Source organism: Mesorhizobium sp. M1050, assembly GCF_040318715.1.
Taxonomy (GTDB): Bacteria; Pseudomonadota; Alphaproteobacteria; order Rhizobiales; family Rhizobiaceae; genus Mesorhizobium.
The window spans coordinates 22,682-42,548 of sequence record NZ_JAMYMV010000003.1 but is presented as its reverse complement, the minus strand read 5'-3'; the positions used below and the strand labels follow the sequence as shown (position 1 = coordinate 42,548).

At 63.5% G+C, this 19,867-nt stretch carries 21 protein-coding genes; 11 read left to right on the top strand and 10 right to left on the bottom strand.

Going from position 1 to position 19,867, the window contains the following annotated elements; translation table 11 throughout:
- Positions 1–30: 30 nt before the first annotated feature.
- From tesB to NKH57_RS02485, 6 genes are all read left to right on the top strand, one after another.
- A complete protein-coding gene (gene tesB, locus NKH57_RS02510) occupies positions 31–906 on the top strand; it encodes an acyl-CoA thioesterase II (protein ID WP_352941429.1) in 876 nt (291 codons plus the stop codon).
- Between the two features lie 217 nt (positions 907–1,123).
- Positions 1,124–1,462, top strand: coding sequence for a P-II family nitrogen regulator (locus NKH57_RS02505; protein ID WP_352941426.1), 339 nt, complete (start codon positions 1,124–1,126; stop codon positions 1,460–1,462).
- Positions 1,463–1,493: 31 nt separating this feature from the next.
- Positions 1,494–2,846, top strand: coding sequence for an ammonium transporter (locus tag NKH57_RS02500; protein WP_023760943.1), 1,353 nt, complete (start codon positions 1,494–1,496; stop codon positions 2,844–2,846).
- Positions 2,847–3,379: 533 nt separating this feature from the next.
- The gene (locus tag NKH57_RS02495; protein ID WP_352941424.1) at positions 3,380–6,034 is read left to right on the top strand and encodes a DNA translocase FtsK; all 2,655 of its coding nucleotides are present in this window, start codon (positions 3,380–3,382) and stop codon (positions 6,032–6,034) included.
- A gap of 150 nt (positions 6,035–6,184) precedes the next feature.
- The gene (locus tag NKH57_RS02490; protein ID WP_352941691.1) at positions 6,185–6,868 is read left to right on the top strand and encodes an outer-membrane lipoprotein carrier protein LolA; all 684 of its coding nucleotides are present in this window, start codon (positions 6,185–6,187) and stop codon (positions 6,866–6,868) included.
- A gap of 167 nt (positions 6,869–7,035) precedes the next feature.
- On the top strand, positions 7,036–7,842 hold the full coding sequence (locus tag NKH57_RS02485; RefSeq protein ID WP_352941422.1) for an exodeoxyribonuclease III: 807 nt from the start codon (positions 7,036–7,038) through the stop codon (positions 7,840–7,842).
- A gap of 49 nt (positions 7,843–7,891) precedes the next feature.
- On the opposite strand, the gene NKH57_RS02480 is transcribed toward NKH57_RS02485, so the two are convergent.
- The 3 genes from NKH57_RS02480 to NKH57_RS02470 all read right to left on the bottom strand — a co-directional run bounded on the left by NKH57_RS02480 (position 7,892) and on the right by NKH57_RS02470 (position 10,391).
- On the bottom strand, positions 7,892–8,983 hold the full coding sequence (locus NKH57_RS02480; protein ID WP_352941420.1) for a glycosyltransferase family 9 protein: 1,092 nt from the start codon (positions 8,981–8,983) through the stop codon (positions 7,892–7,894).
- A gap of 147 nt (positions 8,984–9,130) precedes the next feature.
- Positions 9,131–9,586 carry a cyclic nucleotide-binding domain-containing protein gene (locus tag NKH57_RS02475; RefSeq protein WP_023760938.1) on the bottom strand — a complete coding sequence of 152 codons (456 nt, stop codon included), beginning with the start codon at positions 9,584–9,586 and terminating at the stop codon, positions 9,131–9,133.
- Positions 9,587–9,707: 121 nt separating this feature from the next.
- Positions 9,708–10,391, bottom strand: coding sequence for a response regulator transcription factor (locus tag NKH57_RS02470; protein WP_023760937.1), 684 nt, complete (start codon positions 10,389–10,391; stop codon positions 9,708–9,710).
- A 165-nt stretch (positions 10,392–10,556) separates the two neighbouring features.
- Between NKH57_RS02470 and NKH57_RS02465 the strand changes: the two genes are divergently transcribed.
- On the top strand, positions 10,557–11,072 hold the full coding sequence (locus NKH57_RS02465) for a L,D-transpeptidase family protein (protein WP_032907833.1): 516 nt from the start codon (positions 10,557–10,559) through the stop codon (positions 11,070–11,072).
- Between the two features lie 66 nt (positions 11,073–11,138).
- On the opposite strand, the gene NKH57_RS02460 is transcribed toward NKH57_RS02465, so the two are convergent.
- A complete protein-coding gene (locus tag NKH57_RS02460) occupies positions 11,139–11,393 on the bottom strand; it encodes a hypothetical protein (protein WP_352941416.1) in 255 nt (84 codons plus the stop codon).
- Positions 11,394–11,523: 130 nt separating this feature from the next.
- Here NKH57_RS02460 and gcvA point away from each other — a divergent pair, with 130 nt between their 5' ends.
- Positions 11,524–12,444 (top strand): transcriptional regulator GcvA, encoded by a 921-nt coding sequence (gene gcvA, locus NKH57_RS02455; RefSeq protein WP_352941413.1) that lies wholly within the window; start codon positions 11,524–11,526, stop codon positions 12,442–12,444.
- A 15-nt stretch (positions 12,445–12,459) separates the two neighbouring features.
- On the opposite strand, the gene NKH57_RS02450 is transcribed toward gcvA, so the two are convergent.
- From NKH57_RS02450 to tsaD, 6 genes are read right to left on the bottom strand one after another with little or no spacing between them, the layout of a single operon-like run.
- Positions 12,460–12,876: a DUF1761 domain-containing protein gene (locus NKH57_RS02450; protein ID WP_352728694.1), complete on the bottom strand. Its 417-nt coding sequence runs from the start codon at positions 12,874–12,876 to the stop codon at positions 12,460–12,462.
- 50 nt (positions 12,877–12,926) lie between these two features.
- Entirely contained in the window at positions 12,927–13,526 is a 600-nt protein-coding gene (locus NKH57_RS02445) for a class I SAM-dependent methyltransferase (RefSeq protein WP_352941688.1), read from the bottom strand.
- 53 nt (positions 13,527–13,579) lie between these two features.
- Positions 13,580–14,005: an EVE domain-containing protein gene (locus tag NKH57_RS02440; RefSeq protein ID WP_352630861.1), complete on the bottom strand. Its 426-nt coding sequence runs from the start codon at positions 14,003–14,005 to the stop codon at positions 13,580–13,582.
- A gap of 43 nt (positions 14,006–14,048) precedes the next feature.
- Positions 14,049–14,345: a YciI-like protein gene (locus NKH57_RS02435; RefSeq protein WP_352941409.1), complete on the bottom strand. Its 297-nt coding sequence runs from the start codon at positions 14,343–14,345 to the stop codon at positions 14,049–14,051.
- Positions 14,346–14,381: 36 nt separating this feature from the next.
- Positions 14,382–15,404, bottom strand: a complete 1,023-nt coding sequence (locus tag NKH57_RS02430; protein WP_352941407.1) for an NAD(P)H-dependent glycerol-3-phosphate dehydrogenase — start codon at positions 15,402–15,404, stop codon at positions 14,382–14,384.
- The gene (gene tsaD / locus NKH57_RS02425) at positions 15,401–16,486 is read right to left on the bottom strand and encodes a tRNA (adenosine(37)-N6)-threonylcarbamoyltransferase complex transferase subunit TsaD (protein ID WP_352941685.1); all 1,086 of its coding nucleotides are present in this window, start codon (positions 16,484–16,486) and stop codon (positions 15,401–15,403) included. Before tsaD ends, NKH57_RS02430 begins: the two co-directional genes overlap by 4 nt.
- Before the next feature lie 157 nt (positions 16,487–16,643).
- On the opposite strand from tsaD, the gene hemC reads away from it, so the two are divergent.
- The 3 genes from hemC to NKH57_RS02410 all read left to right on the top strand — a co-directional run bounded on the left by hemC (position 16,644) and on the right by NKH57_RS02410 (position 19,866).
- A complete protein-coding gene (hemC, locus tag NKH57_RS02420) occupies positions 16,644–17,570 on the top strand; it encodes a hydroxymethylbilane synthase (RefSeq protein ID WP_352941404.1) in 927 nt (308 codons plus the stop codon).
- Between the two features lie 2 nt (positions 17,571–17,572).
- Positions 17,573–18,289 carry a uroporphyrinogen-III synthase gene (locus NKH57_RS02415; protein ID WP_352941402.1) on the top strand — a complete coding sequence of 239 codons (717 nt, stop codon included), beginning with the start codon at positions 17,573–17,575 and terminating at the stop codon, positions 18,287–18,289.
- Between the two features lie 110 nt (positions 18,290–18,399).
- On the top strand, positions 18,400–19,866 hold the full coding sequence (locus tag NKH57_RS02410) for a COG4223 family protein (RefSeq protein ID WP_352941400.1): 1,467 nt from the start codon (positions 18,400–18,402) through the stop codon (positions 19,864–19,866).
- The last annotated feature ends 1 nt before the right edge of the window (position 19,867 follow it).

Genomic DNA, 19,867 nt, shown 5'->3' with positions numbered 1-19,867 from the left:
CATAACACTTCTGCGGCGAGGGCACGAAATATGACGGCAGCCATGGACGAGCTTCTCGGCATTCTCGACCTCGAGAAGCTGGAACACAATCTGTATCGTGGTCGCAGTCCCTTGCTCGACTGGCAGCGCGTCTTCGGCGGCCAGACCATCGCCCAGGCACTGGTCGCGGCGCAGCGAACCGTCGACCCTGATCGTCACGTGCATTCGCTGCATGGCTATTTCATGCGGCCCGGCGACACCAAGGTGCCGATCGTGTACGAGGTCGACCGCATCCGCGACGGCGGCTCCTTCACCACGCGGCGCGTGGTGGCGATCCAGCACGGCCAGGCGATCTTTTCGCTGGAGGCCTCGTTCCAGCAGGATGAGGTCGGTCTCGAACACCAGGTGCCGATGCCGCGGGACGTTGCCGGACCCGACACGTTGCTGTCGCAGCGCGAGTTGCTGGGCAAGTTCGGCGAGGCCGTGCCCGAAGGCATCAAACGCTATTGGGAGCGCGACCGGCCGATCGAGATGAAGCCGGTGATGCTGAAGCATTACACGAGCCGCGAAAAGCTGGAGCCGAAGCAGAACATCTGGATCCGCACCACCGGTCCGGTTCCGGCGGATCGCGCCATCCAGGCGGCGGTGCTCGCCTATCTCTCCGACATGACGCTGCTCGACACCTCGACTTTTGCGCATGGCCGCGCCATTTTCGACCGCGATATCCAGGCGGCGAGCCTCGACCATGCCATGTGGTTCCATCGCAGCCATGCGCTCGACGATTGGATGCTCTACACGCAGGACAGTCCGTCGACACAGGGCTCGCGCGGCTTCACGCGCGGGTCGCTGTTTGCCCGCGACGGCACGTTGATTGCCTCGGTTGCGCAAGAAGGGCTGATCCGGCTGAAGCGACCGCCTATAGAGTAGGCATTTTTCGAAAATTGCATAGTTTTTAAGCATATGCTTTGCCGTTGTTGCGGGCACCTCACGGCTTTGGCCGCCTTCATCCCTTTGTTTACAACGGGTTAACACCCTGCTTCGGCACTTGGCACGGAGCTTGAATCCACGTGGGCACTCTCCGGCTCTTTAGGATCGGTGAAGTCGTGCAAACGCGGGGGACCGCAACAGCAAAGGGTGCAACCTTATGAAAATCGTGATGGCAATCATCAAGCCGTTCAAGCTCGACGAGGTCCGCGAAGCGCTTACCGCCGTCGGCATCCAGGGCCTGACCGTCACCGAAGTCAAAGGCTACGGGCGTCAGAAAGGGCACACGGAAATCTATCGCGGGGCGGAATACGCGGTCAGCTTCCTGCCGAAGATCAAGATCGAAGTCGCGGTCAGTGCCGACATGGTCGACAAGGCCGTCGAAGCCATCACCTCAGCCGCCAAGACCGGCCAGATCGGCGACGGCAAGATCTTCGTTTTCGGCATCGAACAGGCGGTGCGCATCCGCACCGGCGAAACAGACACCGACGCGCTCTGAGCGGCGATCACGTATTCCAATGGAGAGTTCAATGAATATTCCTTCTACCTTGAAGACGACGGGACGGGCCGCCCTTTTGGGTTCGCTCGCTCTCGCAGCATTGGGCACGGTCGCCGCCTTCGCGCAGGAAGCGGCTCCTGCCGCGGCAGCGGCTGCACCGGCTGCCCCGACCCCGGTGCTCGACACCGGCAACACCGCCTGGATGCTGACCTCGACGGCGCTCGTGCTGATGATGACCATCCCGGGTCTGGCGCTGTTTTACGGCGGCATGGTGCGCAAGAAGAACGTGCTCGCCACCATCATGCAGAGCTTTGCCATCACCTGCCTGGTGACGGTGCTGTGGTTCATGTTCGGCTATTCGCTGGCCTTTTCCGACGGCGGCGGCATGAACAGCTATCTCGGCGGCACCTCGAAATTCTTCCATCACGGCATCACCACTGCCTCGCTGTGGCTGCCGGGCGTCGCGAATATTCCTGAATTCGTGTTCTCGATGTTCCAGATGACCTTCGCCATCATCACTCCGGCGCTGATTGCCGGCGCCTTCGCCGAACGCTTCAAGTTCTCGGCGCTGCTGATCTTCATGGCGCTGTGGCTGCTGGTCATCTACGTGCCGATCGCGCATTGGGTCTGGGGCGGCGGCTTCCTCGGCACGGCCGGCGTGCTCGACTTTGCCGGCGGCACGGTCGTCCACATCAACGCCGGTGTCGCGGGTCTCGTCTGCGCGCTGGTTCTCGGCAAGCGTGAAGGCTACGGAGCCACCAACATGGCGCCGCACAACCTGGTCTATTCGGTGATCGGCGCTTCGCTGCTGTGGGTCGGCTGGTTCGGCTTCAACGCCGGTTCGGAACTGGCCGCCGACGGCCTCGCCGGCGCTGCAATGCTCAACACCCAGGTTGCGACCGCAGCCGCGGCACTCGCCTGGATGTTCGCCGAATGGATCGTCGCCAAGAAGCCTTCGGTGCTCGGCATTATCTCCGGCGCCGTCGCCGGCCTGGTCGCGGTGACGCCTGCCTCCGGCTTCGTCAACCCGACGGGCGCCTTCATCGTCGGCATCGTTGCGGGCGTCGTCTGCTACCTCTCGGCGGTCAAGGTCAAGCACATGTTCGGCTATGACGACTCGCTCGATGCCTTCGGCGTGCATGGCGTCGGCGGTGTCATCGGCGCTCTGCTCACCGGTGTGCTCGCCGATCCGGCGATCAACAGCCTCGGTGCAGGCGCTTCGCTCGGCAAGCAGATCTACGGCGTCGCCGTCACCATCGTGTGGACGGGGATTGCAACCTTCGTGATCCTCTACATCGTCAAGGCGCTGGTCGGCCTGCGTCCGACGACCCAGGAAGAGGTCGAAGGCCTCGACATCTCCCAGCATGGCGAAGTGGTGCCGTAAGGCCAGCTCCGCCTCACGGGGCCGGTGGAACCTCCTCCCGCCGGCCCCCCAAACCATCCCGTCGTGACACTCTCGAAAGGAGTTCACGCATTGAGGCCCGGATAATTTCCGGGCCTCTTTTTTGGCAGGATGCGGCGATGAGCAAGCCGCACGCCGAATTCTGCGCAAACCTGCAGGCGCTCGGTGGCGCCAACTGACCTGCCGGGCGCCGAGCCCGATCTTTTGTTGCCAAAAGGACAATGGCGGGCACGCAGGCCCGCTCCTGTCTTGTTCCACGGCAGGTCTATCTGCCAGCATGTCCGGGAATGGGGCAATTCCTGACAATCAGCACGGCCGCCACCGTCAGGGCCGCGGCGATCAGGATCCGCAGGCCGAGGTCCGGCATTCCAAGCGGCTCAACCGGTGGTAACGAGGTTTGATCACCTCAACCCCTTATAGTTAATGCGCCTTTAACCTTCCCACCGATAGTCTGAGACCCGAATCTGCCGGAGTGCGCCACGCACCTGGCGAGTCCATGACAGACGGGGAAAAGCATGCGTTCAGGGGCTTCAGCACCGCTCGCGCTGGCCGATACGGGGCACGGCATCCAAGCCTTCGCGCGGCGTCAGGTCGGGCGGCTGGTCGGCGCTGGGCTGTTCGCGCTCACCGCCTTCGGGGTCGCCAGCCTTGCCACCTGGAACGTCGCCGATCCGAGCTTCTCCCACGCGACGAACAACACCGTCACCAACGCCATGGGCTATGCGGGTGCCGTGTTCTCCGATCTGGCTATGCAGTTCTTCGGCCTCGCCGCCGTCGCAGCGCTGGTTCCGACGGTGATCTGGGGGTTCCTGCTGTTTTCCGCGCGCGGCATCGACAGGCTGCCCAAGCGAGGGCTGTCCTGGTTCGGCTTCGCGCTGTTGGCCGCGGCAATGGCCGGTTGTGTGGTACCGCCCAAGACCTGGCCGCTCCCTACCGGCCTCGGCGGCGTGTTTGGCGACATGGTGCTGAAGATCCCAAGCGTCGTCATCGGCGGCTATCCGACCGGGCTTATCGCCAGCATCATCGCCATCCTGTTGGCCGCGCCCGCGCTGTGGCTCTTTGCCCATGGGTCGGCGCTGATCGGACGCAAGAACGGATTTGCCGTCATGGAGGACGAGCCCGCTACAGATCCGCGCGAGGACGACCTTTTGTTCGACAATGATGAGGACGAAGGCGACGAGGGTATCCTGGCGCTCGGGGCAATTACTCATTGGTGGCTCTCGTTCCGCGCGTGGATGCACCGCCGCGCCGCGCGCCGAAGGCAGGAGCGTGACGAGTACGAGCCGGAGATGGAACAGCGCTCCACCGCCTGGCGGCGCGCCGCCGAACGGGTCGAATCGGCTGAGTTCGCTGAAACGCGGATGAGCCAGGCTGGCCGCGCCCGCGTCGAGCCCGAATTCTTCGCCGCCATGGTCAATGACCGCAGCGTCTCGCTCGACCCCGACGATGCCGATATTTTCGAAGCCGACGACGATCTGGATTTCGAGCCGGAACAGGAGCCCATCAGGCGTGGCACCACCAAGGTCCAGCCGTTCCGCTCCGATGCCGCCACCCGCGTCGAGGCACCGGCACCGCGTCCGGCTCCCGGCGCCCGTGTCCAGCGGGAGGCGCAGACATCGCTGATCGGCTCGGAAAAATTCGAAATGCCGTCGCTGCACTTCCTGTCGGAACCGAAGAACGTGGTGCGCGACGCCAGCCTGTCCAAGGACGCGCTGGAGCAGAATGCGCGCCTGCTCGAAGGCGTGCTGGAGGATTTCGGCGTCAAGGGCGAGATCATCGCCGTCCGTCCCGGTCCGGTGGTCACTCTCTATGAACTCGAACCGGCGCCTGGCATCAAATCGTCGCGGGTTATCGGCCTGTCCGACGACATTGCCCGCTCGATGAGCGCCATCGCCTGCCGCGTCGCCGTGGTGCCCGGCCGCAATGCCATCGGCATCGAACTGCCGAACGCCAAGCGCGAGACCGTCTATCTCAGGGAGATTCTGGCCAGCCGTGATTTCGAGACGACGAAAGCCAAGCTGGCGCTGGCGCTGGGCAAGACCATCAATGGCGAAGCGGTCATCGTCGACATCGCCAAGATGCCGCACGTGCTGGTCGCCGGCACCACCGGCTCTGGCAAATCGGTCGCCATCAACACCATGATCCTGTCGCTGCTCTACCGGCTGACGCCGCAGGATTGCCGGCTGATCATGATCGATCCGAAGATGCTGGAACTGTCGGTCTATGACGGCATCCCGCACCTGCTCACGCCGGTTGTTACCGATCCGAAGAAGGCTGTGGTGGCGCTGAAATGGACCGTGCGCGAGATGGAGGACCGGTACCGCAAGATGTCCAAGGTCGGCGTGCGCAACATCGACGGTTTCAATGCCCGCGTCAGCCAGGCGGACAAGAAGGGCGAAAAGATTTCGCGCACCGTGCAGACCGGCTTCGACCGCCAGACCGGCGAGGCGATCTACGAGACCGAGAATCTCGATCTCGAACCGATGCCCTATATCGTCGTCATCATCGACGAGATGGCGGACCTGATGATGGTTGCCGGCAAGGACATCGAAGGTGCCGTGCAGCGCCTGGCGCAGATGGCGCGCGCCGCCGGCATCCATGTCATCATGGCCACGCAGCGGCCGTCGGTCGACGTCATCACCGGCACCATCAAGGCCAATTTCCCGACCCGCATCTCCTTCCAGGTGACGTCGAAGATCGACAGCCGCACCATCCTGGGCGAACAAGGCGCCGAGCAGCTGCTCGGCATGGGCGACATGCTCTACATGGCCGGCGGCGGCCGTATCCAGCGCGTGCACGGCCCGTTCGTCGCCGACGAAGAGGTCGAGAAGATCGTCGCGCATCTGAAGCGGCAGGGCGTGCCGGAATATCTCGATGCCATTACCGAGGACGACGGCGAGGACGACGACGAGCCGTCCGGCAAGGGCGGTTCAGGCGGTGGTGGCGGCAACGGCAATTTCGAGGATTCCGACGATCCTTACGATCAGGCGGTTTCAGTGGTGCTGCGCGACGGCAAGGCCTCGACCAGTTATATCCAGCGCCGGCTGGGCATCGGCTACAACCGCGCCGCCTCGATCATCGAGAAGATGGAGAAGGAGGGCATCGTCGGCCCGGCCAACCATGCCGGCAAGCGCGAGATCCTGGTGCCGACCGAAGACGACAAGTTCTGACAAGAAGGGCCTGACCTTGTGACAGCCGGTCCGGCAACCTTGAACGTTTCAAGGCGTTGAAGCGACTGAGGGACGCCTGACCCGCCAAATTTCAGCCTAACTGGCGGTCCAAGCACAGAACAGCTCAGGAATCAGATGAGAGTGACCGACATGAAAAATGATCCTTCAGCGCCCGGCAAAGTTGCTCCCTCACGGCGTCAGTTGCTGGGCCTCGGCCTGGCGATTGCAGGGGCGGCAGCCTTCAACGCGGTGCCCGGCTTCCAGGTGCTGGCCTCGGCGCAGGCGGCCGTGCCGGCCGCGGCACAGAAGATCGCCGACCATTTTTCCTCGGTCAAATCGATGAGCGGAGAATTCGTGCAGTTCGGCCCCAAGGGCGAGCAGACCGGCGGCAAGTTCTTCCTCGAACGGCCGGGCAAGATCCGCTTCAACTATGATGGCTCTTCAAACTTCCGGGTGATTTCAGACGGCAAGTCGGTGGTCATCCTGAACAAGAAGCTCAACACGTCAGATCTCTATCCGCTGTCGAAGACGCCTTTGAAGCTGCTGCTCGACGACAGGATCGACCTCTCCGGCGACCGGGTCAAAAGCGTCAAGCAGGAGGATGACCTCACCACCATCCAGCTCGCCGACAAATCGGTGTTCGGCAATTCGAAGATCACCATGATGTTCGATCCGAAAACCTTCGATTTGCGACAATGGACGATCACCGACGCGCAGGGCAAGGATACGACGGTGATGATCTTCAACACCAAGGAAGGCGTCAGCTTCGCGCCTGACACTTTTGCCATCGACTACACGGCGAACCGCGAGCTCAACACCAACAGGCCGCGCTAAGCCTGTCATTATAGCTGTGGAAAGCACCGGGCCGCGCCTCGTCGGGCGTTGCCCGGCTTGTCTTTGCCGCCCGCGGCTGGCAATTTCCCGGGCTGACTCCGTCAAAAGGCGTCTTCCCCGCCGGGACCAATCGGTTCTGGCCGGTTGTACGCTGTCCTGGATTGCCAATGCCCTTTTCCATCGCCACCTGGAACATCAACTCCGTTCGGCTGCGCATGCCGATCGTCGAACGCCTGCTCGTCGAGCATGCGCCTGACGTGCTCTGCCTGCAGGAGACCAAGGTTCCGGACGAGCTGTTTCCCGAAAAGGCCTTCCGCAAGCTCGGCTACGAGCACATCGCCTTCCATGGCCAGAAGGGCTATCACGGCGTCGCGACGGTGGCGCGGCGGCCGATCGAAGTGGTCGAGAAGCGGCGTTTCTGCGAAATCGAGGACAGCCGGCACCTCTCGGTGACGGTGCGAGCCGGCGGAAAGGCGATCCTGCTGCACAATTTCTACGTTCCGGCCGGTGGCGACGAACCGGATCCCGTCATCAACAGGAAGTTCAAGCACAAACTCGATTTCGTCGCCGAGATGAATGCCATCCGGGCAGAACATGACGAGGTGTCCGGCTCGGTACTGGTCGGCGACCTCAACATAGCGCCGCTCGAACACGACGTCTGGTCGCACAAGCAGCTGCTCAACGTCGTCAGCCACACGCCGGTCGAGACGGAAAATTTCGAAGCGATGCGCCTCGCCGGCAACTGGACCGACCTGATGCGGCTCAATGTGCCGCCTGAGCAGAAGCTCTACACCTGGTGGAGCTACCGAGCGCAGGATTGGCAAGCGTCTAACCGCGGCCGGCGGCTCGACCATGTCTGGTCGTCGCCAAATCTGGTGCCCAGCTTTTCCGGCTACGAGATCCTGCGCCTGGCGCGCGGCTGGGAGCGCCCGTCGGACCACGTACCCGTCATCGCACGGTTCGATCTGGATTAGGTATGTCGATACTCAGGTGAGGCAGGCCTGACGCTGCCGCCAAACAAATTCAAACGGCGCGCTTCAAGTCCTTGTCTTTGCGCGTGTCGTTGTCCCGAAATTGCTGCGTTGACAGGCCTGCCGCGTGATCCAGCAGATAGGGATGGTCGCGGTGGCGCGTCGCCAGCATCCGCTGGGCCGCCTCGATGATTTTCGGCGCCGGGACATTGGCGACCAGGCCGGATGGACTCGCATGCCGGGACTCGATCACGTCCACGCAGTTGGAAAGCGGCCGCCAACGGGCCATGTTGGCGCCGCCACTGACGATAACCATCGGCGTCATCACGGTCGCCATGAGATGTGCGATACCGCCTTCGGCGCCAATGTAAAGATCGGCAAACTCTCCGAGCGCCAGCAGAACATCGCTGACATCGACACCCTCGACCGTGCTGGAATCGACAAGCTGCAGCTTCGGCACGCGTTGGGCCAGTTCAGCCATATCAGGGCCGTCACCCGGGGTTTTCACATAGAGAAGATTTGCCCCGTCGGCGATCATGCTGCCGGAGATAGCGACAACCTGATCCGCCGTCATGCGTTTGCCGCCATCGCCATGCGCCGCGACAACGATCAAGGGAGCATGCTTGCCGTCCGCCAGGCTCCTGGCCGCTGCCCGTGCGGCCGGGGTGGGCTCCAGCCGATGGTCGAAAGGCAACCGTTTGCCCGCAAGACGCTCGATGAGGCGGTGGTAACGCCATGCATTGTGCTCGGGTCGTGCTTCCGACCTTTGGCCAGGGCGCCAGGAAAGAGCGAAACCCGGAAAGTTCGCTTCATAGGCGATTCCGCGGCCGAGCAGCGACGCCGAGGCCTGGAGCAGCCAACGCGCCGAGATGCGGAAATCGACAACGGCCAATCGCCCCTTGCCCTTGCGGTGGCTGGCGACGAGATGCGCCAGAGGCGTCCGTACATTGATCGCATCGACCAAGTGGCCGGCATGGCGATCGAGGACATGTTCAAGGGACGACGAGCCGGTGGTTCCGTAGACGATAAAACTATCGGGGAACGCGGTTCTGGCGGCGCGCAAAGCCGGAATCCGGATCAATCCGTCGCCGAACGCGTCGTTGCGGGCATACAGGATGATCGTCTCATACCGAGCTGGCAGCATGCCTCGCTCCCCCAGGAGCCTGGTGGTGGCGGTGCCTGTTAGGCCGCCCGCCTTCGAGGGGTTCTGTAGGATTTCACCTGTTGCCTGTCAACGGAACCCTCAGGTCCGGGCGGCAGTACGGTCAGCCCGTATATCTGCGCCTCCATCTCAGCCGGAGAAGCGCGGCGCCAGCTCTTCGATGCGGCGGATCATCGCCTGGAAATCCTCCAGGATGCGCTGGTGCAACTGCACCGCCACTTCGGGATATTCCTCCAGGATACGGCGGAACATCTTGCGGCTGAGCCGGATCACTTCGGAATCGATTTCGGCCGATGCGCTGGTCAGCCGATTGGTGTCGGCGATCAACGCCAGTTCGCTCAGGATCGTGCCGGGGCCGGCGGTGCCGATCGGGATGCGTTCGCCATCCTGCTCCCGATAGAGGACGATACGCCCGCTGACCACGATATAGGCCGAATCGGCCTCGTCGTCCTCGCGGTAAAGCTTGTGGTTGGCAAGCAGCCTGGTGTTCTCGGCGCCAAAGGCGAGCAGGCGCAATTGTTCCTGCGTGAAGCCCTCGAAGAGCCTCACGGCGGACAGGATGCGGATGTCGTCATCCAGCGCCATCTAGCTGTGTCCCCGAACGGTCAGTCCAATCCCTCCTTCACGAGTCGATCCTGAATCCCCCTCCGACAGGATCGCACCCGACAGCAGTCCCGCCCAGACCGCTCATTGGATAATGAAATGTTTAAGGAACCAGCTTGTAGCCACCGCTTTCTGTCACAAGAATTTCCGCATTGGAAGGATCGCGCTCGATCTTCTGGCGTAGCCGGTAGACATGAGTTTCCAGCGTGTGCGTGGTGACGCCGGAATTGTAGCCCCACACTTCCTCGAGCAGCACGTCGCGCGTCACCACCTTCTGGTCGGCGCGATAGAGATATTTGATGATCGAAGCCTCTTTCTCCGTCAGCCGCACCTTGCCGCCGCGCGGGTCGATCAGCAGTTTCTGGCTGGGCTTGAAGGTGTAAGGCCCAACCGAGAAAGTGGCGTCCTCGCTCTGCTCATGCTGGCGCAATTGCGCGCGAATGCGCGCGAGCAGCACAGCGAAACGGAACGGCTTCGTCACATAGTCGTTGGCGCCGGCTTCGAGGCCAAGGATCGTATCCGAATCGGTGTCGTGGCCGGTGAGCATGATGATGGGCGCCTTGTAGCCGCCCTTGCGCAGGATCTTTACCGCTTCGCGGCCATCCATGTCGGGCAGCCCGACATCCATGATGAGCAGATCGATGAGGCCGCCGCGCGCAGTGGCGACACCTTTTGCCGCAGTCGATTCCTGCAGCACGTCGAATTCCTCGTAAAGGGACAATTGCTCGACCAGGGTGCCGCGCAGGTCGTCATCGTCATCGACGATTAGAATGGTGCGTGAAGTCATGGATCAATCCGTTGTTTTGAAAAGAAAATTCAGTTGACCGCTGCCTGTTTATGCGGAAGCTGACCGGCACAACAGCCGATCACAGTGATTTGTTCCGTGGCACGATCATACAAGAAAAAACACGATCGCAATGCAGCCGGCGCAATTTTGCGAAAAGGGCTGCGCGTGCTGACCGTGCGAGCCAGGCCCGGCCATCCAAGCCAGGGCCTGCTGCAGGCTGGCAAAACGGTGTTTGCGTGCGCGCTGGGGGGCGGCGGTATCTCGGCCGACAAGCGCGAAGGCGACGGCGCCACGCCGCTGGCCTCGATGCGGATCCTGTCGGGATATTTCCGAGGAGATCAGTTCTCCAGCGGCCGCAAGACCCGTCTGACGATGACGCCGATCGGGCCTGATCTGGGCTGGTGCGAAGTGCCTGACGACCGCAATTACAACAGGCCGGTCAAGATCCCCTATGGTGCCAGCCACGAACGCATGCGGCGCGACGACCGGCTCTACGATGCCTGCCTGGTGCTCGACTGGAACGTGGCGCCACGCCGGCGCGGCCGCGGCAGCGCTATCTTCTTCCACCTGGCGCGCCCCGGCTTCACGCCGACGCAAGGCTGCGTGGCGGTGACGGCGCGAACCATGGCGCGGCTTTTGCCGCTGCTGTCGGATCGGACGGTGGTGAGGGTGGTGAGGTAGGGAGTAGGGAGTAGGGAGTAGGGAGTAGGGAGTAGGGAGTTGGGAGTGGATGCGCGTCGGCGCGCTTTAGCCCCCTATTCCTTTACTGCCTTTATTCCTTTGCCAGCCGATGTCGAGAAGGCCGAGGCGGCCCATTTCGCGGTCCATGGCGCGTGCAACGTCCTTGCGCCTGGCGCCGACGTCGCGCAGCTGCCGATCCGACAGGTCTTCGACGTTCTGGTGCGGGAGATTGATCGCGACCCGGGCATGGCGCAGCCAGTCAAGGGCCTCCGTCAGCCAGGCCGGACGGCGTGTCGATGAATTCAAAGCGATGATGGACATGGGGTGATCCGTTCTCTCCGGACATCAAGTCCGGCTTGATAATGCTTCGATGGCTGGATCATGCCATATTGAAATTACTGTGAGAAACGAGTAGTTTTCTCTGGATCATCAAGTTTTCTTTGAGGATAAGATGACCCGCCTGCTGCCCGGAACTCGCGCCTTGAGGACGCTGGAAGCAGCGGCCCGGCACCTTAATTTCACCCGCGCCGCCGATGAGCTGGGCCTGACGCCAGCCGCCGTCAGCCACCAGATCAAGGAAATCGAAGATCAGCTCGGACTGGTGCTCTTTACACGCACCAGCCGCACCATCCGGCTAACCGAGGCGGGCGCTGTGCTGTTCGAGGCCTCCACCGACGCGCTCGACCTGCTAGGCCGGGCCGTTTCGCGGGCGCACAAGCTGACGCGCGGCACGGCCCTTTTGAAGGTGACGCTCGACGCACAGTTCGCGTCAAAATGGCTGATGCGTCGCGTCGACGATTTTCGCAAGCTTCAGCCCCATATCGAGCTGAGATTCGACATCGCCTATGAACTGCGGGATTTCGAACTTGATGACATCGATGTCGGCATCCGCTTTGGTGCCGGCAAATACCCGGGACTTCGCGCCCACCGGCTGTTCGACAACATCCTCATTCCGGTGTGCAGCCCGAGCCTGTTGACCTCCGGTCCGCCGCTGCGCGAGCCGCGCGATCTTTTCAACCACACGCTTGCCCATATCGAGTGGTCGCGACAAGGCGTGACATGGCCGAACTGGCGGATGTGGATGGCGGCCGCCGGTGTCAACGATTTCGACGACAGCCGAACTGTCGTGTTCAAAAACTCGACAGATGCCGTCCAGGCGGCGCTCGACGGCAATGCCGTCGCACTCGCCGATTTCGCCATGGTGGCGAACGACCTTTCCCAGGGAAGGCTGGTGCAACCTTTTGAACTCGGCCTGCGGGTAGCGCCCGAGTTCGCGTATTTCCTGGTCTATCCCGAGAGTACCGCCGACGATCCGCGTATCGTCGCCTTTCGCGATTGGATTCTCGAGGAAGTCGCCAAGACGCGGACCTGAGATTGCGGCAGGCTGTCAGGCTGCCGCGGCGCCGAACCAGCCGATCACGGCGCCGATGATCAGCAGCACGCCGAGCCAATGGCCGCCGTCGATGAGGGTCAGATCCCAGCCGAAATTCTCGTAGCGATGGTTGACCGAGAGCGTTGTGGCGACAAAGCCCAGCCAAAGCACGAAGCCGAAGATCAGCCCGGCGAGCAATGTCGGCTCGCCGCCCGTTATCGCGCCGACGACAAGCGCCAATATGTACGCCATGACCAGTTCGGCGATGAAGCTGATCACGAAGGGCAGAGGCGATTTTTTCATAGTGGCCGGGTCAAGTTTGGCGGCTTTCAGCCATGGCTTGCTCAGGCCCATGTACCAGGCGGCGCCGAACAGCCATGCCACGATTGCGGCGGCGATCACCGCCAGCCAGTTCACTGCTGAAAAATCCATGAGTCCCCCTCCAGATGCGGATATGATGGAACGCCTGTTCGGCGATGGCGTCAAGCAAAGCGCCAGACCGTCGTGCGCTTGACCAGCGCATCCTCCAGAGCCCGTGTGACGGCCACTTCATAGACCGCCAGGGGTTCCAGCCCGGACTTCGGCATATACGACCGGCCGGGGTCGCCGACAAGAATCTCGGCGCCGCGCGCCACTAGGGTTGAGAACCACGGCATCAGCCGGTCGGCGAAGGATCTGTCGTAGAAAACGTCGCCGGCCAGGATCATGTCCCATCCCGCATCAGTGCCGATGCAATCCGTGCCGAGGAATTCGATTTTGACGTCGTTGGCCTCGGCATTGAGACAAATCGCGGTTGCACAGAACGGATCGATGTCGGCTGCGATCACCTTGGCAGCGCCGGCCTTGGCGGCGGCGATGGCGACAAGGCCGGAGCCGGAGGCGAAGTCGAGGACGCGCTTGCCCCGCACGGCGCCGGGATTGTCCAGGATATAGCGGGCAAGGCCTTGGCCGCCGGCCCAGGCAAAGGCCCAGAAGGGCGGCGGCAGGCCGATCTCGATCAGCTCATCCTCGGTCCGCTGCCACAAATCATGTGCCTCGTCGGCGAGGCGCAGAAAAATTTCCGGCACGTGCGGCGGCGCCATCAGCGCCGTGTTGTCGAGGATGAATTGTTTCGCGCTGTTCGGCGTCAGCGCCGTCACGGAGCCGGCGTCAGGCCGCCCATGCGGCAGACTTCCTTCCATTCGGCCGGCGTCACCGGCTGCACGGAAAGCCGCCCGAGCCGCACCAGCGCCATGTCGGCAAGCTTCGGATTGGCCTTGACCTCTTCCAGCGTCGGCGGGTTCGGCACATCCCTGACGGCGCGGATGTCGACGCATTCCCAGCGCGGGTCGTCGGTCGTGGTGTCGGGATGCGCCAACGCGCAGACTTCGGCGATGCCGACCACGTTCAGCCCCTCGTTGGAATGATAGAAGAAGCCGAGATCGCCGATCTGCATCGCCTTCATGTTGTTGCGTGCGGCGTAGTTGCGCACGCCGTCCCATTGCGTGCCGGCCTTGCCCTTGGCCTTCAACGCCTCAAAGGAGAAGACCGAAGGTTCGGATTTGAACAGCCAGTAGTTCATGTCTTTTGCTCCTCCTTGCGGGTGATCCACCGGCGACCGGGAATTAACTAGCCGCCGGCCTGTTGAACGTCCAGTTCCACGGGCGGATTTCGACGCTCTCGAACAGCCCGGCCTTGGCGTAGGGGTCGGCGGCCGACAGGGCCTGTGCACCCGCCATGTCGGGTGCCTCGACGACGACGAGACTGCCGTTGGGCTTGCCTTCGGCGTCAAGGAACGGACCGGCGAAAGCCAGTTTCTTGTCGCCGTTCAGGCTTTCCAGGAAGGCGATATGCTCGGGCCGCGTGTCAAGGCGCACCTGCAGGCTTCCCGGCTTGTCCTTGCAAATCACAGCAAACAGCATGGTCTCTCTCCTGGTCGTTGGATCGATGTCGTGGGATCAATCGTTGGTCTCGGTCTTCAGCGGCCGGGTCATCAAGGCCGTCACAGCCTGCCGAATGGTGATGGCGCCGTCCAGTATGGCAGCGACAGCGGCAATAATCGGCGCGTCGATATTGTGCTCTATGGCGATGCGGGCAGCGATCGCCGCCGTCGGCACGCCTTCGGCCAGCGGCAATCCGGCAAGAGGCTTGCCTTGCCCGAGCGCCAGCCCATAGGCGAAATTGCGCGACTGGGTCGACGAGCAGGTCAATAGTAGGTCGCCAAGGCCGGAAAGCCCCATCAAGGTCTCGGGCCTGGCGCCGAAGGCGGCGCCGATGCGGCGCAGTTCGACAAAGCCGCGCGTCACCATGGCGGCCTGGGCGCTAGCGCCGAGCCCGGCGCCGGTGACGGCACCCGCGGCGATGGCAAAGACGTTCTTCAAGGCGCCGCCGATTTCGACGCCGATCAGGTCGTCATTCGAATAACAGCGCAGGTTTTCGGCCGAAAAGCGGGCGGCGAGATCGGCGGCGAGAGTCTCGTTGCGGGCGGCGACGACCACGGCCGTCGGCAGGCCGCGGGCGACATCGGTGGCGAAGCTTGGGCCCGACAGGGCCGCGACCGGATTTTGCGGCAGGATTTCTTCGACGATTGCCGACAGCAAGGCGCCTGTATCGCGCTCGATGCCCTTGGCGCAGAGAACGAGCGGGATGCCGGCCGGCATATGGTCCTTCGCTGCCGCCAGCGTAGCCCGCAGCGACTGCGCCGGCGTCACCGCCAGCACACAATCGGCGCCGTCGAGCGCGGCTTGGATGTTGCTCGTCGCCACGATGCCGGCCTGGAGCATAATGCCCGGCAGATAGCGTGGATTTTCGCCGCGGTCGATCGCGGCGACGGTCTCCGGATCGCGCGCGTAAAGGCGGACGAAATGGCCGGCGCGCAGCATGGCCAAGGCCAAGGCGGTGCCCCAGGCCCCGCCGCCGAGCACGGCAACGCGCCAGCCGCTTGGCGCGGTGTAGTTGCCGCTCATGGCCCCCTCGGTCATGCCTTGGCTCCGCGCCGGCCGGAGCCGACCATCGGTGTCGAGATGCTATCCAGTGGCCAGCGCGAGCGCGGCACGAAATCGAAGCCGTTCTCCTGCGCCATGTCTTGGTGCAGCCGCTCGATGCCGGCCCAGGCGATCATCGCCGCATTGTCGGTGCAAAGCTTTAGCGGCGGCGCAATGAAGGTGAAGCCGGATTCGACGCAGAGCCGCTCAAGCATCGCCTTGATAGTGCGGTTGGCGGCGACGCCGCCGGCAACGACCAGCGCCGGAGTCTCGGTGGCGGGAAATGTTTCTCGAAAGCGGGCCAGCGCGCGAGAAACGCGGTCCGCCAGCGCATCGGCGACCGCCGCCTGGAACGAGGCACAGATGTCGGCGACATCCTGGTCGCTCAAGGGCTCAATCGCCGTCGCCGCCTGGCGCACGGCGGTCTTCAATCCGGAGAAGGAGAAGTCGGGCTGTGCCGAGCCTTTCATCGGACGCGGAAAGACAAAGCGTGAGGCATTGCCGGCCTGTGCCGCCTTCTCGACATTCGGTCCGCCGGGATAGGGCAGGCCGAGCATCTTGGCCGTCTTGTCGAAGGCCTCGCCAAGCGCGTCGTCGATGGTGGTTGCCCAGCGCTGATAGTCACCGACGCCGCGCACGGCGAGAATCTGCGTATGGCCGCCGGAGACCAGCAGCAGCAGATAGGGAAAATCGAGCCCGTCGGTCAGCCGTGCCGTCAAGGCATGACCTTCAAGATGGTTGATGGCGATCAGCGGCTTGTTGGCCGCCGCGGCGATCGCCTTGGCCGTCATCAGCCCGACGATCAGCCCGCCGACCAGGCCGGGACCGGCGGTCGCGGCGATCGCATCGATTTCGGCGAGCGCGACGCCCGAATCGGCAAGCGCCGCCTCGATGATGCCGTCCAGCGCCTCGACATGGGCGCGGGCCGCGATCTCCGGCACCACGCCGCCGAATGCGGCATGTTCCTCGATCTGGCTAAGCACGATGTTGGACAGGATTTTTGGCGCGGCGTCGCCGTCTACCGCCACGACGCTGGCTGCGGTTTCGTCGCAACTCGTCTCTATGCCAAGAACCCGGATCAATTCGTCGCTATCCCAAGAGATTGTCTGTCAGGCCTTTCCCCGCTAGGAGAAAGGCCGGAAAAGGCCTCGGTTACTTTAGCCGCATTTCTGCGACGCCAAGTGGCTCCACTTGGCTGCAAAATGCTCAGGCCGGGGGTATCACGGACCGCGCGCCATGCAAACAACCTTGAGAATCGGAACACGCGGCAGTCCGCTGGCGCTGGCACAGGCGCATGAAACGCAGGCGCGGCTGATGGCCGCGCACGGCATGCCGGCGGAGGCGTTCGAGGTTGTCGTCATCTCGACCAGCGGCGACCGCATCCAGGACCGGCCGCTGTCGGAAGCCGGCGGCAAGGGCCTGTTCACCAAGGAGATCGAGGAGGCGCTGCTGGCGGGCCGCATCGACATCGCCGTGCACTCGTCGAAGGACATGCCGACGCAGCTGCCCGACGGTCTCGAATTGTCCGCCTTCCTGCCACGCGAGGACGCGCGCGACGCCTTTGTCGGCAAGGCGGCGAAGACGATCGCCGAACTGCCGCAGGGAGCGAAAGTCGGCTCGTCGTCGCTGCGGCGGCAGGCGCTGATCCGCCGCATGCGGCCCGATCTCGACGTGGTGATGTTCCGCGGCAACGTGCAGACGCGGCTGCGCAAGCTCGACGAAGGCGTCGCCGCCGCCACCATCCTGGCTTATGCAGGGCTGAAGCGCCTTGGGCTCGAGCATGTCGTCACCGACCTGATACCGCTCGACATCTTCCCGCCGGCGCCGGGGCAAGGCGCGATCTGCATCGAAACGCGTATCGGCGACCGCGATGTCGAAAAGATGCTGGCGGCTATCCATGATGTGCCGACCGGGCAGGCGCTGGCCTGCGAACGCGCCTTCCTGGCGGCACTCGACGGTTCCTGCCGCACGCCGATCGCTGGTTATGCGACGATCGAGGCCGGAAAACTGTCGTTCGCCGGACTGATCATCTCGCCCGACGGGACGCAGTCGCACACGGTCGAGCTGCAGGGACCGGCGCAGGACGCCGCCCGCATTGGCGATGAAGCCGCGCGGACGGTGCGGGCCAAGGCCGGTGAAAAGTTCTTCGACGGCTGGCTCTGAAAATGCTTTGCGTGCTGGTGACGAGACCGGAACCCGGCGCCTCGCGCACAGCACGGCAACTTCGGGCCGCTGGGTTCCAGCCGGTTCTGCTGCCCTTGACCGATACGGTGGCTTTGGCGGTCGATGGCGGAGTGGTTCCAGACGATGCCGTCGCCGTGGCCGTCACCAGCGCCAATGCCGTGCGCCATGCGCCGAAGGAAATCATCGCGGCGCTCGCCGCGTTGCCTTGCCATGCCGTCGGCGAAAGGACGGCGCAAGCCGCGCGTGAAGCAGGGTTTTTGTCGGTCAGCGAAGGCCCGGGCAATGCCGAAGGTCTCGCCGACAGACTTGCTAGTGATCTCTCAGGCAAGACGATTGCCTATCTCTGCGGGCGCGTGCGCTTTCCGGCATTCGAACAGAGGCTGCAGACGGCGGGCGTCCGGGTCCGCGCCGTCGAGACATATGACACCCTGCAATTGGGTTATTCGGACGAGGCCGTTGTTGCGATGTTGACAGGCCAACCTGTCGACGCGGTGCTGCTTTATTCAGCCAAGGCGGCTGCCGCGATCCAAGTGCTGGCCAGCCGGCCCGCTCTGCAAGGGCTGTTTGAAAAGGCGTGGTTTTTCACACTTTCCGCGCGCATCGCGGCAGCCCTCGACGATACCATCAGCGAAAGAACCCGCATTGCCGCGCGGCCTGACGAGGAAGCCCTGCTGGCGCTTTTGCAGGCGCGGCTCTGAGCCGCGTCATCACACCGCCCCTTTTCACCGCTTGGTGATGTGCTAGACCCCTTTCTGAACCATCGTGCGCCGCAAGGCGTTGAGACGAAGCGAATTGTGCGGAGCCAGGCATGGTCAAGACGCCGAAGATGCGACACTCGAAAAGCCGCCGCGAGCCGGTGACCATCGATCTGGAGCCAGGCGCCGTTTCACGCGTCGTCGACGAGGATGCAGCCAGGGCTCAGACAGACGAGGCGAAGGCTGAGGAAGCAGAGAACGCTTCGCAGGCTGAGGTTCCCGAAGAGCCGGTGCATGCGGACCAGACCGACCTAGAGCCCTGGGAGCATGCCGACGCCAAGGCCGAATCGGAACAGCCAGCGGCGGCCAAGGGCGATAGCGAAGCTGAGCTCCCCTATCCCGGATCGTCCGACGCGCCGGCCGGCAAAACCAAAGCCTTCGACTACAATTTCGAGGACGCATCGGCGAAGCGCACGCAGACCGACGGCAACAAAGCCAAAACCGAGGCACGGGACGAGGAAATGGTACCGCCCCCGGCAAGGCGTAGCGGCTTCAACGGCATCGCTGCCGGTATCATCGGTGGCGTCATCGCGCTGCTCGGCGCCGGGGGGCTGCAATTTGCGGGCCTGCTCGGCGCGCCGGGCTCCAATGCCGGTGTCTCGCTCGAGGGCGTCAATGGCGAGATCGCTTCGCTGAAGAGCGAAATCGCCGGTTTGAAGGAAGCTAGCGGCAACAGCGATGCAGCAGCCAAAGTGGTCGGGCTGTCTTCAGGCTTGGAGCAGGTCAGGGCCGATGTCGCGGCGCTGAAATCGGCGGTCGAATCCGGCGGAGCAGGCGACACTGCCGGGCTCGCCGCACTGGGCGACAGGATCAAGCAGATCGAATCGGAGGTCGCAGCCCTTGGCAAGGCAGGCGGCACGGCGCCGGTCGATCTCGGCCCGCTCAACGAAAAACTGGCCGGCCTCGATACACTGGTGAAGTCGGCCAGCGCGGCGGTGGCGGCGCAAGATGGCAGGCTCACCGCATTGGAGCAGTCGGTGTCGCAACTTTCCGGCAAGGTAGAAGCGACGGCCGGACAGCCGAAGATCGCCCTCGCCATCGCCGCGTCGGCGTTGAAGGCGGCGCTCGAGCGTGGCGGGCCGTTTGCGGCCGAACTCGAAACCCTCGCCGCGATTTCGCCGGATGCGCCGCAGCTTGCGACCTTGCGCCCCTATGCCGAAAAGGGCGTCCCCACCCGCACCGAGATCGCATCGCAGACAGATGCCGCCGCCACTGCCATGGTCGCCGCGGCAACCCCTGTCGATGAGAATGCCGGCTTCCTGCAGAACCTTTTGTCGAGCGCCGAATCGCTGGTGAAGGTCAGGCCGATCGGCGCTGTCGAAGGTGCTGGTGCGCCCGAAATCGTCGCGCGTATGGAGGCGGCGGTCAAACAGGGCGACTACGCCAAGGCACTCAGTGAATACGACACGCTGCCGCAAGCCGCCAAGGCTGCCGGCGCCGACTTTGCCGGCAAACTGAAGGCACGCATCGAGGTCGAAACGCAGGTCGACGCACTGATCTCCGGCGCGATGAAGGCATGAG